Origin of the sequence: Burkholderia sp. BCC1985 (assembly GCF_905339915.1) — a bacterium.
GTDB lineage: Bacteria > Pseudomonadota > Gammaproteobacteria > Burkholderiales > Burkholderiaceae > Burkholderia.
Map to the genome: position 1 here is coordinate 14320 of NZ_CAJPGY010000055.1, position 14231 is coordinate 28550.

At 67.4% G+C, this 14231-nt stretch carries 10 protein-coding genes; all 10 read left to right on the plus strand.

Translation table 11 applies throughout. The features are described from left to right. The first annotated feature begins 5 nt into the window (after nt 1-5). Nucleotides 6-2330: a hydantoinase B/oxoprolinase family protein gene (locus U4Z31_RS32965; RefSeq protein WP_044846667.1), complete on the plus strand. Its 2325-nt coding sequence runs from the start codon at nt 6-8 to the stop codon at nt 2328-2330. Between the two features lie 40 nt (nt 2331-2370). Continuing rightward, nucleotides 2371-2877 (plus strand): acetone carboxylase subunit gamma, encoded by a 507-nt coding sequence (locus tag U4Z31_RS32970; RefSeq protein ID WP_034180969.1) that lies wholly within the window; start codon nt 2371-2373, stop codon nt 2875-2877. 348 nt (nt 2878-3225) lie between these two features. Beyond that, on the plus strand, nt 3226-5253 hold the full coding sequence (locus U4Z31_RS32975; RefSeq protein ID WP_321812571.1) for a sigma-54-dependent Fis family transcriptional regulator: 2028 nt from the start codon (nt 3226-3228) through the stop codon (nt 5251-5253). Nucleotides 5254-5617: 364 nt separating this feature from the next. Continuing rightward, nucleotides 5618-6493 (plus strand): neutral zinc metallopeptidase, encoded by an 876-nt coding sequence (locus tag U4Z31_RS32980; protein WP_321798986.1) that lies wholly within the window; start codon nt 5618-5620, stop codon nt 6491-6493. A gap of 395 nt (nt 6494-6888) precedes the next feature. Next, nucleotides 6889-7620 carry a helix-turn-helix transcriptional regulator gene (locus U4Z31_RS32985; protein ID WP_124489048.1) on the plus strand — a complete coding sequence of 244 codons (732 nt, stop codon included), beginning with the start codon at nt 6889-6891 and terminating at the stop codon, nt 7618-7620. Between the two features lie 315 nt (nt 7621-7935). Further along, nucleotides 7936-9438, plus strand: coding sequence for an aldehyde dehydrogenase family protein (locus U4Z31_RS32990; RefSeq protein ID WP_321812572.1), 1503 nt, complete (start codon nt 7936-7938; stop codon nt 9436-9438). A 106-nt stretch (nt 9439-9544) separates the two neighbouring features. Next, entirely contained in the window at nt 9545-10885 is a 1341-nt protein-coding gene (locus U4Z31_RS32995; protein WP_321812573.1) for an aspartate aminotransferase family protein, read from the plus strand. Between the two features lie 252 nt (nt 10886-11137). Then, a complete protein-coding gene (locus U4Z31_RS33000) occupies nt 11138-12640 on the plus strand; it encodes an APC family permease (protein WP_321812574.1) in 1503 nt (500 codons plus the stop codon). Beyond that, entirely contained in the window at nt 12637-13227 is a 591-nt protein-coding gene (locus U4Z31_RS33005) for a DUF3156 family protein (protein WP_321812575.1), read from the plus strand. Before U4Z31_RS33000 ends, U4Z31_RS33005 begins: the two co-directional genes overlap by 4 nt. 60 nt (nt 13228-13287) lie before the next feature. Further along, entirely contained in the window at nt 13288-14226 is a 939-nt protein-coding gene (locus U4Z31_RS33010) for a helix-turn-helix domain-containing protein (RefSeq protein ID WP_044846726.1), read from the plus strand. Nucleotides 14227-14231: the final 5 nt, after the last annotated feature.

Consider the following 14231-nt stretch of genomic DNA (forward strand, 5'->3'; position numbering starts at 1 on the left):
ATGCGATGAACATGATGTCCAGCCAGGAAGTCGGCTTCGCCGATCTGCTGAAGAACGGCCAGACGCTCAAGCAGTTTCGCGACGGCATTCTCGAGCGCACCGCGCAAACCGGCCATTACAACGGGCTCGAACGGCTCGAGCTGCGCGAGCGCGATCCGATCCGCTACGAGAAGATCTTCTCGAAGCTGCGCGGCGGCCTCGTGCATGCGCGCGAAACGGCCAAGAAGATTGCCGCGAGCCCGATCGTCGAGCAGGAAGGGGAGCTGTGCTTCACGCTCTACAACGCGGCGGGCGATTGCGTGCTCACGTCGACCGGAATCATCATCCACGTCGGCACGATGGGCGCGGCGATCAAGTACATGATCGAAAACAACTGGGAAGCCAATCCGGGCATTCAGCCCGGCGACATGTTCACCAACAACGACTGCTCGATCGGCAACGTCCACCCGTGCGACATCGCAACGATCGTGCCGATTTTCGCGCACGGCAAGCTGGTCGGGTGGGTTGGCGGCGTCACGCACGTGATCGATACCGGCGCGGTGACACCGGGATCGATGTCGACGGGCCAGGTGCAGCGTTTCGGCGACGGCTACATGATTACGTGCCGTAAGACAGGGGTGAACGACACGCCGCTGCGCGACTGGCTGCACGAGAGCCAGCGCTCGGTTCGCACGCCGAAGTACTGGATTCTCGACGAGCGCACGCGCATCGCCGGCTGCCACATGATCCGCGATCTGATCGAGGAAGTGATCGACGAGGAGGGCCTCGACGCCTACGAGAAATTCGGCTTCGAGGTGATCGAGGAAGGACGGCGCGGGTTGCAGACGCGCCTCAAGGCGATGACGCTGCCGGGCAAGTATCGCAAGGTCGCGTTCGTCGACGTGCCGTACGACCATCCGGACGTGCAGACGTCGTCCGCGTTTGCGAAGCTCGACTCGATCATGCATTCGCCGGTCGAGATGGAGATTCGCAAGGACGGCTCGTGGCGTCTCGATTTCGAGGGCGCGAGCCGCTGGGGCTGGCACTCGTACAACGCGCACCAGGTCGCGTTCACGAGCGGCATCTGGGTGATGATGACGCAGACGCTGGTGCCGACGCAGCGCATCAACGACGGTGCGTATTTCGGCACCGAATTCCACCTGCCCAAGGGCGCGTGGATGAACCCGGACGACCGCCGCACCGGACACGCTTACGCGTGGCACTTCCTGGTGTCGGGCTGGAGCGCGATGTGGCGCGCCCTGTCGCAGGCGTACTTCAGCCGCGGCTATCTCGAGGAGGTCAACGCGGGGAACGCCAACACGTCGAACTGGCTGCAGGGCGGCGGGATCAACCAGGACGGCGATATCCATGCGGTGAACAGCTTCGAGGCGTCGTCGTGCGGCACCGGCGCGTGCGCGATCAAGGACGGTCTGAATCACGCGGCCGCGATCTGGAACCCCGAAGGCGACATGGGCGACATCGAGATCTGGGAGATGGCCGAGCCGCTGCTGTACCTCGGCCGCAACGTGAAGTCGAATTCGGGCGGCTACGGCAAGTACCGCGGCGGTTGCGGATTCGAGACGCTGCGCATGGTCTGGAAGGCGCAGGACTGGACGATGTTCTTCATGGGAAACGGCTACATGAACAGCGACTGGGGCCTGATGGGCGGCTACCCGCCCGCCACCGGCTATCGTTTCGAAGCGCATCGCACTGGCATCGAGGAGCGCATCGCGCTCGGCGAGAGCCTGCCGCTCGGCGGCGATACGAATCCGGACCTGCCGGATTACGAAAACCACCTGAACGCCGGCGCGGTCGTCAAGCGCGACCAGCAATGCATGACCACGGAGGACTGCTACAGCAACTACGATCTCTACCTGAACTATCTGCGCGGCGGCCCCGGCTTCGGCGATCCGCTCGACCGCGAGATCGACGCGATCGAACGCGATCTCAACAACGCGGTGCTGCTGCCCGAATACGCGCAGAAGGTCTATGGGGCGGTGGCGACGCGGGATGTCAACGGCATCTGGACGGTCGATCCGCAAGCGACCGCTCTGCGGCGCATCGAGATCCGCAACGCGCGTCTCGCGCGCTCGCAACCGACTCGCGAATGGATGAAGGGCGAGCGCGAGCGGATCCTCCTCAAGCATGCATCGACACAGGTGCAGCACATGTTCGCGACGAGCTTCGGCCTGTCGACGAAATTCGAGCAGCAGTTCCGCGCGTTCTGGGAGTTGCCGGACACGTGGACGCTCACCGAGGACGAGCTCGACGTGCCGACCTACGGCTCGAAATTCCGCATGGACCTGTCGAAGATGCCCGACGTCAATACAGTGGTGCTGGTCGAGGAGTGAACCGGACCCTGCGCACTATCACCCACATGGAGGACTGGAGATGTCTACCTACACCAAGGAACAGATCAGGAACATGGTCGACGGCAAGCTCGACTGGGACACCACGTTGCGCATGCTGTCGATGCCGAAGGACGGCGAGCGCTTCCGGATGTATGTCGATGCGCTGCAGCAGAAGCTCGGCTGGAAGGACCGCATCGTGTTGCCGCTCGGCCCGCACCTGTACATCGTGCAGCAATGGGCGACGAAGCACTGGGTCACGCAATGCGACTGCGGTCATGTGTTCTGCGATTACCGCGACAACTGGAAACTGCATGCGAACATCTTCGTGCGCGAATCCGAAGAGGCGATGGACGAGGTCTACCCACGCTTGATGGCGCCCGACACGCAATGGCAGGTCTATCGCGAATACTACTGCCCGACTTGCGGCGCGATGCACGACGTCGAGGCGCCTACGCCGTGGTACCCGGTCATTCACGACTTCGAACCCGACATCGATGCGTTCTACGCGGAATGGGTGAAGCTGCCGGTTCCGGAGCGCGTGCAATGATCTGACATTTGACGCTGTCCGCGTGGCTCGGCGTTCGCCGGCCTCGCTTCGGCTTCGTTCGCGGAAAGTGTTCGATTTCCGGCCGTTCGATTTTCGAACGGCCGGTTTCTTTTCGGCCACCGGTTCTCGACGGCGTGCCGAGCCGCGCGACGACGTGCGGGCGACCGCTTGCTGGCGCGCGCATTGCTTGCAGTGGTTGGTGTCCGGACGGACGTCGAGGCGCCGGGACGGAGTACGATAGTCGCTACGCTCGCCGCCGGCTGCGGTCGGGCGCCCCACAAAGTCGACAAAATGGCCGCTGAGACGGCCGTGCGGTTGGTGCCGTCACGACACCGCCAGGAGACAGACATGCAACAGAGAGGCACGCCGATGGACTGGTTTCCCAGTCCACGCCATGACGCGAGCATCATGGCCGCATGGGAGCATCTGGTGACAGGCAGCGAGTGGCGTTCGCCCGACGTACGCGGCGTGGTCGACGATTCGTGGCAGCGCTGTCTCGTCAGCCGCGTCGATCCCGGCGTCGACCGTGCGCCGCCGCCGCTCGATGAAGACGGGCTCGTGCAGTGGCGCACGTCGAACCGTCGCCTCGTCGATGCGAGCCTGCCGCTGATGCAGCACACCCGGGATTTTCTTTCGCAGACGGGTACGGTAATGCTGCTGGCCGATCCGAGCGGGATGATCCTCCAGCAGGAGGGCGACATGCGGATCGTCGAGCCTGCGCGCGAGGTCGGCCTCATTCCGGGCTGCGAGTGGACCGAGCTGAATTGCGGCACCAATGCGATCGGCACCGCGCTCGCGCTCAGGCAGCCGGTCCAGATCCATGGCGCGGAGCACTTCTGCGCGGGCATCAAGCGCTGGACCTGCTCGGCGACCGTCATCCAGGATCCGCGCGACGGGCACGTATTGGGCGTGATCGACATTTCGGGGCTCGCGCAGACCTACAACCCATACAGCCTTGCGCTCGCGGTATCGCTTGCGGGCCGCATCGAAAGCCGGCTCGCGAAGGAGGGCATGGCGCGCCGTCTGAGCCTGCTCGACCGCTGCGCGTCACGCTTCGGTGCGTCTTCCTCCGATGCGGTGATCGTCGTCGACGAACGCGGCCGACTCGTCAAGGCCAACGCGCAGGTCGTTCCGGTGTTGCGCCGGCTCGGATTCGATATCCGGTGCGACGCTGCGTTCGCGCTGCCCGAACTCGAGCACTACGCGGGCGACGGCCGCCTGTCGGCGAGTGCGCCGGCATGGCTGTCGCGCAGCCACATCGAAACCGTGCGTGACGGTGCGGACGTGCTCGGCTACATGATCGTGACGCCGGGCATCACGAATCCCCGCGGGGCCGTCCCGATCGCGCGCGGACGGGAACGGCACGGCGGCGAGCCGCGAGGGTTCGAGCGTATCGTCGGCGACAGCGCCGCATTGCGGGCGGCCGTGAATCGTGCGCGCCAGCTCGCGCCGTCCAGGGTGCCGGTGCTGCTGCTCGGCGAAACCGGCGTCGGCAAGGAGCTGTTCGCGCAGGGTATCCACCAGGCGAGCGATCGCGCCGACGGTCCGTTCGTTGCGCTCAACTGCGGCGGGTTGTCGAGAGACCTCCTGGCCAGCGAGTTGTTTGGCTACGCGGAAGGCGCATTTACCGGCGCACGCAAGTCCGGTGCGGCGGGCAAGATCGAAGCGGCCGATGGCGGCACGCTGTTTCTCGACGAGATCGGGGAAATGCCGCTCGACATCCAGCCGCACCTGCTGCGCGTGCTGGAGGAGAGCGAAATCTATCGCCTGGGCGAGAATACGCCGCGCAGGGTGAATTTCCGGCTGGTCGCGGCGACGCACCGGGATCTGAAGGACGCCGTCGCGAACGGCCGGTTCCGGATGGATCTGTACTACCGGATCGCGGTCACGACCGTGTCGATACCGAACTTGCGCGAGCGCGGCGAGGACCTGCCGGCGCTGATTGCGCATTGGCTCGGGCATCTGTGCGAGTCGTATGGCCTCTCCCCGAGGTCGTTCGACGACGATGCGTATGCACGCCTGTTGCGCTATCCGTGGCCCGGCAATGTGCGCGAACTGCGGAACGCGATCGAGGGGGCGCTGCTGCTGTCGGACAGCCCGGTGATAAAGGCCGACAAACTGCCTGCCGAGATCGGCGCGGGGGCGCCGATCGATGCATGCGCCGCGCGGGCCGTCGACGCGCTCGCGCCGGATGCGGGCGACTCGTTGAAGATGGCTGAGGCGGAATCGATCCGTCGCGCGCTTGCGCGTCATGCCGGCAATCTGACGAAGGCAGCGAGTCAGCTCGGCATCGCGAAGAGCACGCTCTATGAAAAGATCCGCAAGTACCGCTTGCTCGAAGCAGTGAGCGACGTTCGTCGAGGTCACGCGAAGTAAGTCGCGGCAGGCCTGGCCGGGCGGCCGACGGGCAAGCCTGGTTCTTCCGCCGGTCATCTCGTCCTCCCGGGCCGCACGCGCCGTCATTTTGCAAAGAATGACGATGTCGCCGGTCCGGTCGCTCTATGCTCCTTATTTTGCGATAAGACGCCAAGGTCGGCAAAATGGCGCGTGCGCCAGACTGTCGTCCGGATGCCGCGTGCGTCGTGTAACGGCGGGGCGGCGCGGTACTGCATGGTGCCGCACCACTGACCGGGCGGTGCCGCCGTGCGATGGCGCGCCGGACGCTGCACGTCGCAATGGGAATCAATCGTCTGCCGGGGGCTGTCCGGTCAGCACAACGACAAGGAAGGGAGGGCCGGCAATGAGGCTGGACGACGAAAGAGAAAGCGTGAACGTCGAGGATCGACGCGGCGGCGGGTTCGGCGGCGGGCGTGCGACGATCGGCATCGGCACGATCGTGGTCGCGCTGGCCGCATCGTATTTCTTCGGGATCGACCCGCGCGTCGTGCTCGAAGGCGCATCGGCGCTGCAGGGCCGCCAGCAGCAGGCGCAGCCCGCGCCCACGCAGCATCAGGGCGCGCCGGCGAACGATCCCGGTGCGGTATTTACGCGCAAGGTGCTCGGCAATATCGAGCGCACGTGGACGGGCGTCTTCAACACCCAGTTGCATGCGCAGTACCAGCCGCCGAAGCTCGTGATGTTCACGAACTCGACGCCGACCGCGTGCGGCACCGGCCAGACCGCGATGGGGCCGTTCTACTGTCCGGGCGATCGCAACGTGTACATCGATCTCGGCTTCTACGACGAACTGCGCAAGCGGTTCGGCGCGGGCGGCGATTTCGCGCAGGCCTACGTGATCGCGCACGAAGTCGGCCATCACGTGCAGAACCTGCTCGGCATTTCCGACAAGGTCGATGCCGCGCGCCGCCGTTCGAGCGAAGCGCGCTCGAACGCGCTGTCGGTGCGGATGGAACTGCAGGCCGACTGCTTCGCCGGCGTGTGGGCGAACAACGCGCAGCGCGCGAACCAGCGGCTGATGGAGCCCGGCGATTTCGAGCAGGGGCTGAAGGCGGCGGCTGCGATCGGCGACGATCGGCTGCAGCAGCAAGGCCAGGGCTATGTCGTACCGGAGAGCTTCACGCACGGCACCAGCGAGCAGCGCGTGTACTGGCTGCGGCGCGGGATGGAGTCGGGTGAAGTAAGTGCCTGCGACACGTTCGCCGCGAACGCGCACTGACGCGGACCCTGACTGACCGGGCGCGGCGCAAACGCTGCCGCTCCGCGCATTTCGCTGATCATTCCGATCATGCTCGATCGGCGCGCGCGATGTCTCGCGCCACCCTCGACGTCCATTCTCGACTGCACGGCTTGCGGCGCATGCCTACGCGACGTGGATTCTGTCGTCGGGTCGCCGCCGGCGCGTGCGATGACTCGCGTCACCCTCGACAGCCATCATCGTCCGCACGGCTCACGGCGCATGCCTTCCCGTCGCAGGCTCCGTTGTCGCGACATGGCCGGCAGCTTCGTCATCCGCCCCCTGCGGACGAATTGCCGATTTGTGCTCACCGGCCCATTTCGGCGCGGGTAGGCTGGCTCGACCTTCGACGCGTTCGGCCGCCGGCCGCTCCCATCATGCCGACCTCATCCGCTTCCGCCGACCACGAAGCCGCCGACTGGCAGCGCGCGCTGCGCGCGTGCGTCGATGCGTTCGACGCGTTTGCGAGCCCGTCCGCGACCGTGTTCTACCGGCTCGACCTGAGCGGCGAGCCGGCCGATTTCGAGCTGTTCGGGATGCCGGAGGCGATGCATCGCACCTACATCGCGCGCTACCGGATGCTCGATCCGCTGCACCCGTCGCGCTGCGCGGCAGGTGAACGTGCGGTCGTGACGCTCGCGTCCCAATTGCCTGACGAAAGACGCGATGCGTCCGCGTACTGGACCCGTTTCCTGCGACGGCACGATGTGGCCGACGTCGTCGAGATCTGGCTGCGCGACGACGCGGGCCGCACGGTCGGCGCGTTTTCGCTGCTGCGCTTCGGGACGGGCGACGCGGACGGCAACCGCACGGCGGGCCGGTTCGCATCAGGCGAGATCGACGCGCTGGCACGGCTGCAGCCGGTCGCCGAAGCCGCGCTGGCCCCGCTGCTGCGCGCGCGGCGCGGGATTCACCGGATCGGCTGCGAGGAGCGGTTGACCTACCGCGAGGAGCAGATCGCGCGACTCGTACGCGACGGCCGCTCGAACAAGGAAATCGCACGCGATCTCGCGCTCGGCCAGCCGACCATCAAGACACATCTGATGCGCATGTACCGGAAGCTCGGCGTGTCGAACCGCACCGAGCTGGTCGGCGCGTTGTTCCTGTAGCTTTTCCGCATCCGCATCCGCATCCGCATCCGCACCCGCGTCCGCATCCGCATCCGCATCCGCATCCGCATCCGCACCCGCACCCGCACCCGCACCCGCATCCACGTTGCACCGATCGCATCGCACCCCGCCATCGATCCGACGATAACGCGACGCTCGCACGCCGCCATTCCACGTTCCCGAGTCACCCGCGTTCCGGTCCCGCACGCGCTTGCCAATTTGCGCTCACCGGGCGCGATCCCCCGTCGATAAAGTGGTTCGACACCCGCATGCCGAAGCGCACGCGGCCCAGTCATGACAATCATCGAGACGCCCATGAGCACCACGAACTTCGTCGCGGTCAGCGACACCGTGCGCACCTTCGTCGCACGCGACTTCGGCCTTTTCATCGACGGCGCCATGCAGCGCGCGCACTCGCCCGCGCGGCTCGACGTGTACGACCCGGCGACGGGCGAGCGGCTCGCGACGGTCGCCGATGCCGACGCGCACGACGTCGACCGCGCGGTCGCGAGCGCGAAGCAGGCGTTCGACACCCGAGTGTGGAGCGGGCTGCGCCCGGCGGACCGCGAGCGCATCCTGCTGAAGCTCGCCGACCTGATCGAGGCCGACGCCGAAACGCTCGCGCAACTCGAAACGCTGAACCAGGGCAAGTCGATCCACGTGTCGCGCGCGATCGAGGTCGGCGCGAGCGTCGAATATGTGCGCTACATGGCCGGCTGGGCGACCAAGATCACCGGCCAGACGCTCGACGTGTCGATCCCGTTCCCGCCCGGCGCGCGCTATGCGGCCTATACGCGCAAGGAGCCGGTCGGCGTGGTCGCGGCGATCGTGCCGTGGAATTTCCCGCTGATGATCGCGGTGTGGAAGCTGATTCCGGCGCTCGCGGCCGGCTGCACGATCGTGCTGAAGCCGTCGCCGGAAACGCCGCTCACCGCGCTGCGCCTCGCTGAACTCGCCCTCGACGCCGGCGTGCCGCCCGGCGTGTTCAACGTCGTCACCGGCGGCCGCACGTGCGGCGCCGCGCTGTCGAGCCACCCGTCGATCGCGAAGATCTCGTTCACGGGTTCGACCGCGACCGGCAAGCTGGTCGGCGCGGCGGCCGTGCAGAACATGACGCGCTTCTCGCTCGAACTCGGCGGCAAGAACCCGATCGTGATGCTCGACGACGTCGACGTCGCGCAGGCGCTCGACGGCGTCGCCGCCGGCGCGTTCTTCAACCAGGGGCAGGTGTGCGCGGCCGCGTCGCGCATTTACGTCCATCGCAGCAAATTCGCGCAGCTCGCGGACGGCCTCGCGGGCGTCGCGCAGTCGATGAAGCTCGGCGCGGGGCTCGATACCACCGCGCAGATCAACCCGCTCGTCTCCGCGCACCATCGCGACAAGGTCGTCGAGCACATCGAAGGCGCGCGCCGCGCGGGCCTCACGTTCCTCGCGGGCGGCACGCCGGCCGACGACCTGCCCGGCTACTACGTGAAGCCGGCCGTGATCGCCGATCCGCATCCGGACAGCGCGATCGTGCGCGACGAAGTGTTCGGCCCGGTGATCGTCGTCGTGCCGTTCGACGATGCGGCCGACGCGGTGCGACTCGCGAACGCGTCGCCGTACGGCCTCGCCGCGAGCATCTGGAGCAACGACCTGAAGCGCGTGATGAACCTCGTGCCGCAGATCGAGGCCGGCACCGTGTGGGTGAACTGTCACATTCCGCTCGACCCGTCGATGCCGTTCGGCGGCTACAAGCAATCGGGCATCGGCCGCGAGTTCGGCCAGTACGCGATCGAAGGCTTCACCGAAACCAAATCCGTCTGCATCGCGCACTGACGCGCGGCGCCTGCTCCGAACACCACGAACCCCGCGAACAACCCGAAAACCTCGAACCCCGACCCCGGACGGTCGAGGTTCAAACGATCCGAAAGTGGAGATTGCAATGAGCTACAACGAAGCGAAATTCTGGCACCCGATGCTGCACCCGAACGAAATGAAACAGCGCAAGCCGATCCGCATCGTGCGCGGCGACGGCTGCTACGTGTTCGACGAAAGCGGCAAGCAGCTGGTCGACGGCGTCGCGGGCCTGTGGAACGTGAACGTCGGGCACAACCGCCAGGAAGTGAAGGATGCGATCGTGCGCCAGCTCGACGAACTCGAATACTTCCAGCTGTTCGACGGCATCTCGCATCCGCGCGCGGAAGAGTTGTCGAAGAAGCTGATCGACATGATGGAGCCGGAAGGGATGCGCCGCGTGCTGTACAGCTCGGGCGGCTCGGACTCGATCGAGACCGCGCTGAAGATCGCGCGCCAGTACTGGAAGGTGCGCGGCCAGGCCGACCGCACCAAGTTCATCTCGCTGAAGCAGGGCTATCACGGCACGCACTTCGGCGGCGCGTCGGTGAACGGCAACACGGTGTTCCGACGCAATTACGAGCCGAACCTGCCCGGCTGTTTCCACGTCGAGACGCCGTGGCTGTACCGCAACCCGTTCACGCAGGATCCGGAGGAACTCGGGCGGATCTGCGCGGAAATGCTGGAGCGCGAGATCCAGTTCCAGAGCCCCGACACGGTCGCCGCGTTCATTGCCGAGCCTGTGCAGGGCGCGGGCGGCGTGATCGTGCCGCCGGCCAACTACTGGCCGCTCGTGCGCGAGGTGTGCGACCGCTACGGCGTGCTGCTGATCGCCGACGAAGTCGTGACCGGCTTTGGCCGCAGCGGCAGCCTGTTCGGCAGCCGCGGCTGGGGCGTGCGCCCCGACATCATGTGTCTCGCGAAGGGGATCTCGTCCGGCTACGTGCCGCTCGGCGCGACGGCCGTGAACGCGCGGATCGAGGATGCGTTCGCCGCGAACGCGGACTTCGGCGGCGCGATCATGCACGGCTACACGTACGCAGGGCACCCGGTCGCCTGCGCGGCCGCGATCGCGAGCCTCGACATCGTCGTGAAGGAAGACCTGCCGGCGAACGCGGCGAAGCAGGGCGCGTATCTGCTCGAAGCGCTGCAGTCGTTCCCGGAACGCTTCGCGGCGGTCGGCGAGGTGCGCGGCAAGGGGCTGATGCTCGCGCTCGATCTCGTCGCGAACAAGCAGACCCGCGAGCCGATCGACCCGCTGTCCGGCTATGCGAACGCGGTCGCGGAAGTGGCGCGCGAGCACGGCGTGCTGGTGCGGCCGGTCGGCACGAAGATCATCCTGTCGCCGCCGCTCGTGATCCAGCGCGAGCAGCTCGACCGGATCGTCGACGCGCTCGCGGCGGGCTTCGAGGCCGTGCCGTTCGCATGAGGCCGTGACGGCATGAGCGCATGACGCCGAACCGGCGGTGGAGGGCGGGATAACCCGTCCGCCACCGCCGGTTTGCCGATTTGCGCTATGACCGGATTATTTTGCCTGCGTATTTTTTCGACATCGGATCAGGTTTGGATCGACAGGGGCCCGGGTGCCGGCGCTTGAGCGCCGCCCCGGGCCGACCGCGAAGCATGGCTCGGAGCGGGCGCCGCAGCGCCGGTTCCGGCCCGAAAAGGGAAGGAGACGAAGATGTCGGGATGGTCTGGAATGACCGGCGCAGCGGGCGACACGCCCGCCGGTGCGTCGGCTGAAGCGGGCGGCGGCACGGTGCTGAAGGCCGGTGCGGTCGGGTTTCCGACCGCGCTGGCGAGCGCCGTCGGCCTCATCATGGCGAGCCCGGTGATTCTCACCGCGACCTCGGGCTTCGGGATGGGCGGCTGGGCGTTCGCGATCGCGATGCTCATCGCGTTCGTGATGATGCAGGCGCAGGCGACGACGTTCTCCGAAGCCGCCGCGATGCTGCCGACGGCCGGCTCGGTTTACGATTACCTGTCGTGCGGGCTCGGCCGCTTCTGGGCGATCACCGGCACGATTTCCGCGTATTTCCTCGTGCACGTGTTCGCCGGCACGGCGGAGACGATCCTGAGCGGCATCATGGCGCTCGTGAACTTCGAATCGCTGAACGCCGCGCTCGAGAAGCACAACAGCTCGTGGCTCGTCGGCGTCGGCCTCGTGGTCACGTTCGCGATCACCAACATCATCGGCATCAAGGTGTTCAGCAAGCTCGAGATCGTGCTGACGGCCGGCATGTGGCTGTCGCTGATGATCTTCGGCATCCTCGGCCTCGCGGCCGCGCCGGCCGTGCATCTCGACGGCTGGTTCGGCGGCTCGGAAGTCGGCACGTCGGTGCCGGCCGTGCTGTCGCTGGTCGGGATGGCGATGTTCATGTTCGTCGGCTGCGAGTTCGTCACGCCGCTCGCGCCGGAAATGAAGGCGCCGGGCCGCACGATTCCGCGCGCGATGGCGCTCGGCCTCGTCGGCGTCGCGATCTGCATGTTCCTGTACGGCGCGGCGATCCGGCGCCAGGTCGCGAACGTGCCGGTGAGCCCGGACGGCCTCACGCACCTGCTCGACACGCCGGGCGCGATTCCCGCGTTCGCGCTGCAGGTGCTCGGGCCCTTCGGCCGCATCTGGTTCGGCATCGCGTTCCTGTGCGCGGGCGCCGCGACGATCAACACGCTGATGGCCGGGCTGCCGCGCATCCTGTACGGGATGGCGATCGACGGCGCGCTGCCGCGCTGCTTCGCGTATCTGCATCCGCGCTTCAAGACGCCGGTGGTCGGCATCGTCGCGGCGGCGGTCGTGCCGATCTTCCATGCGTGGCTGATCAACGGCAATCTCGACAGCATCCTGCACCTGGTGCTCGCCGCGACCTGCGCATGGGGCACCGCATACCTGCTCGTGACCGCGTCGGTCGTGATGCTGCGCATCCGCCGCCCGGACCTGCCGCGCCCGTACCGTTCGCCGCTGTTTCCGCTGCCGCAGATCGTGTCGAGCGTCGGCATCGTGCTCGCGATCTGGTACATCACGCCGCCCGGCATGAACGCGCGCGACATCTACGTGCCGTTCGGCGTGATGCTCGGGCTTACCGCGCTGTACGCGCTGTTCTGGACGCTCGTCGTGCAGCGCCGGCATCCGTTCAGGCCGGTGCCGGTCGAGGAAGTGCTGCGCAACGAGCACGTCGCCTCGTGAGGGCCGCGCTCGCCCGCTGGCGCGCGGCGCCCGACGCACCGCCGCCCGGCCACCGGCCCGGCGCGATCGCCGCGCGCGTGCTGGCCGACCTCGGTGCGGTGTGCCACGCGAACGGCGGCGCGGCCGAACTCCTGGCCCGGCTGCCGAACGGCGTGCGCGTGAGCATCGAAGAGCGCATCGACCGCCAGTTCCTGATGCATACGGTCAGCGTGCAACTGTCGATCCACGCAGACGGCCCGGCCGGGCACGGTCTCGCGCGCGTGCTGCAGACCGGCTGGCTGCGGCGCACCGGCATCGCGGCCGCGCCCGAGCCGGGAAGCGACCCCGGATTCGCGCGGACGGTGGCCGCGCTCGTCGCCGATTCGTCGCTCGCCGGCGCGCTGCGCCCGCTGCACCTGACCGACTGTACGATCGCCGCGCGCGACGGCCGCTGGACGCTCGCCGTCGTGCCGTTCGGCGGCAGCGAGGTCGTGAACCGGATGCCGTCGTTTCGCCGCTACGTGCGCGTGACCGGTGAGCAGGCCGCCGCGCTGTCGGCGGCCTGTCTTGCATTCGAAACTGCACTACGCGGAATTTTGCGGGGGTAAGCTGTGGCGCTGCGTGCCGTGCGGCCGCAGCGTGGAATCAGGGTTTTACCGGAGATGCCGATGCTGTTCCAGTCACGCTCACACGAAGACGTGCATGACCACGGGCTCGCGATCGCGGGTTGGCATCAGGTCTACCGCCAGATGACGCCGGGCCGCTTCAGGGGCACCGTCACGCAGGTGCTGTACGACGACTTCCATTTCTTCCGCGAGACGACCAACCGGCGTGTCGCGCAAACCGGCCTCGCACCGGCCGGGCGCACGTCGCTCGCGGTGCCGCTGTCGGTGCCGCTCGCCGGCACGTTCCAGAGCCAGCCGGTCGACGGCTATGCGCTGCTCGCGCTGCGCGCCGGCGAGGATTTCGAATTCCATACGCCGGAAGGGATGGGGCTGGTCGGGATCAGCGCGGCGTCGGACATGGTCGATGAGCTCTGCGAGGCCGAATTCGGCGCAGCCGGCGCGCGCAAGCTGCGGCACGTCACGCGGCTGTCGGACGCGCAAGGCGTCGCGCTCGGCGCGCGGCTGTCGTCGCTGATCGACGACGCGCAGCGCAACCCCGGCTGCCTCGAATACGCGGCCACCCGCAAGATGTTCCGCGACACGATGCTCGGCATGTTCCTCGATGCGCTCGAGCAGGGCATCGGCGTCGAGCGCCGCGACATCACGCACGCCACCTACAGCGATATCGTCAGCCGCTGCGAGAAACACCTGCGCGACCGGCCCGAGGAACCCGTCACCGTGCTCGAGCTGTGCCGCGCGCTGCGCTGCAGCCGCCGCACGCTGCAGACGAGCTTCCAGCGCGTCGCCGACGTCACGCCCGTCGGCTATCTGCGCACGATCCGGTTGAACGCGGTCCGGCGCCTGCTGCGCACGACGTCCGCGCATCAGCTCGGCGTCGGCGAGGCCGCAGCAAGCTGGGGCTTCACGCATCTCGGCTATTTCGCGCGCGAGTATCGCGACCTGTTCGGCGAGCTGCCGTCGCAAACCTTGCGCCCCGAATGACGTCT

What these genes read in the sequence shown, in the direction of transcription:
- U4Z31_RS32990 (WP_321812572.1), top strand. Translation starts at nt 7,936, where the DNA reads ATGAGCACCACGAACTTCGTCGCGGTCAGCGACACCGTGCGCACCTTC.
- U4Z31_RS32970 (WP_034180969.1), top strand. Translation starts at nt 2,371, where the DNA reads ATGTCTACCTACACCAAGGAACAGATCAGGAACATGGTCGACGGCAAG.
- U4Z31_RS32985 (WP_124489048.1), top strand. Translation starts at nt 6,889, where the DNA reads ATGCCGACCTCATCCGCTTCCGCCGACCACGAAGCCGCCGACTGGCAG.
- U4Z31_RS32995 (WP_321812573.1), top strand. Translation starts at nt 9,545, where the DNA reads ATGAGCTACAACGAAGCGAAATTCTGGCACCCGATGCTGCACCCGAAC.
- U4Z31_RS32975 (WP_321812571.1), top strand. Translation starts at nt 3,226, where the DNA reads ATGCAACAGAGAGGCACGCCGATGGACTGGTTTCCCAGTCCACGCCAT.
- U4Z31_RS33010 (WP_044846726.1), top strand. Translation starts at nt 13,288, where the DNA reads ATGCTGTTCCAGTCACGCTCACACGAAGACGTGCATGACCACGGGCTC.
- U4Z31_RS33000 (WP_321812574.1), top strand. Translation starts at nt 11,138, where the DNA reads ATGTCGGGATGGTCTGGAATGACCGGCGCAGCGGGCGACACGCCCGCC.
- U4Z31_RS32965 (WP_044846667.1), top strand. Translation starts at nt 6, where the DNA reads ATGAACATGATGTCCAGCCAGGAAGTCGGCTTCGCCGATCTGCTGAAG.
- U4Z31_RS32980 (WP_321798986.1), top strand. Translation starts at nt 5,618, where the DNA reads ATGAGGCTGGACGACGAAAGAGAAAGCGTGAACGTCGAGGATCGACGC.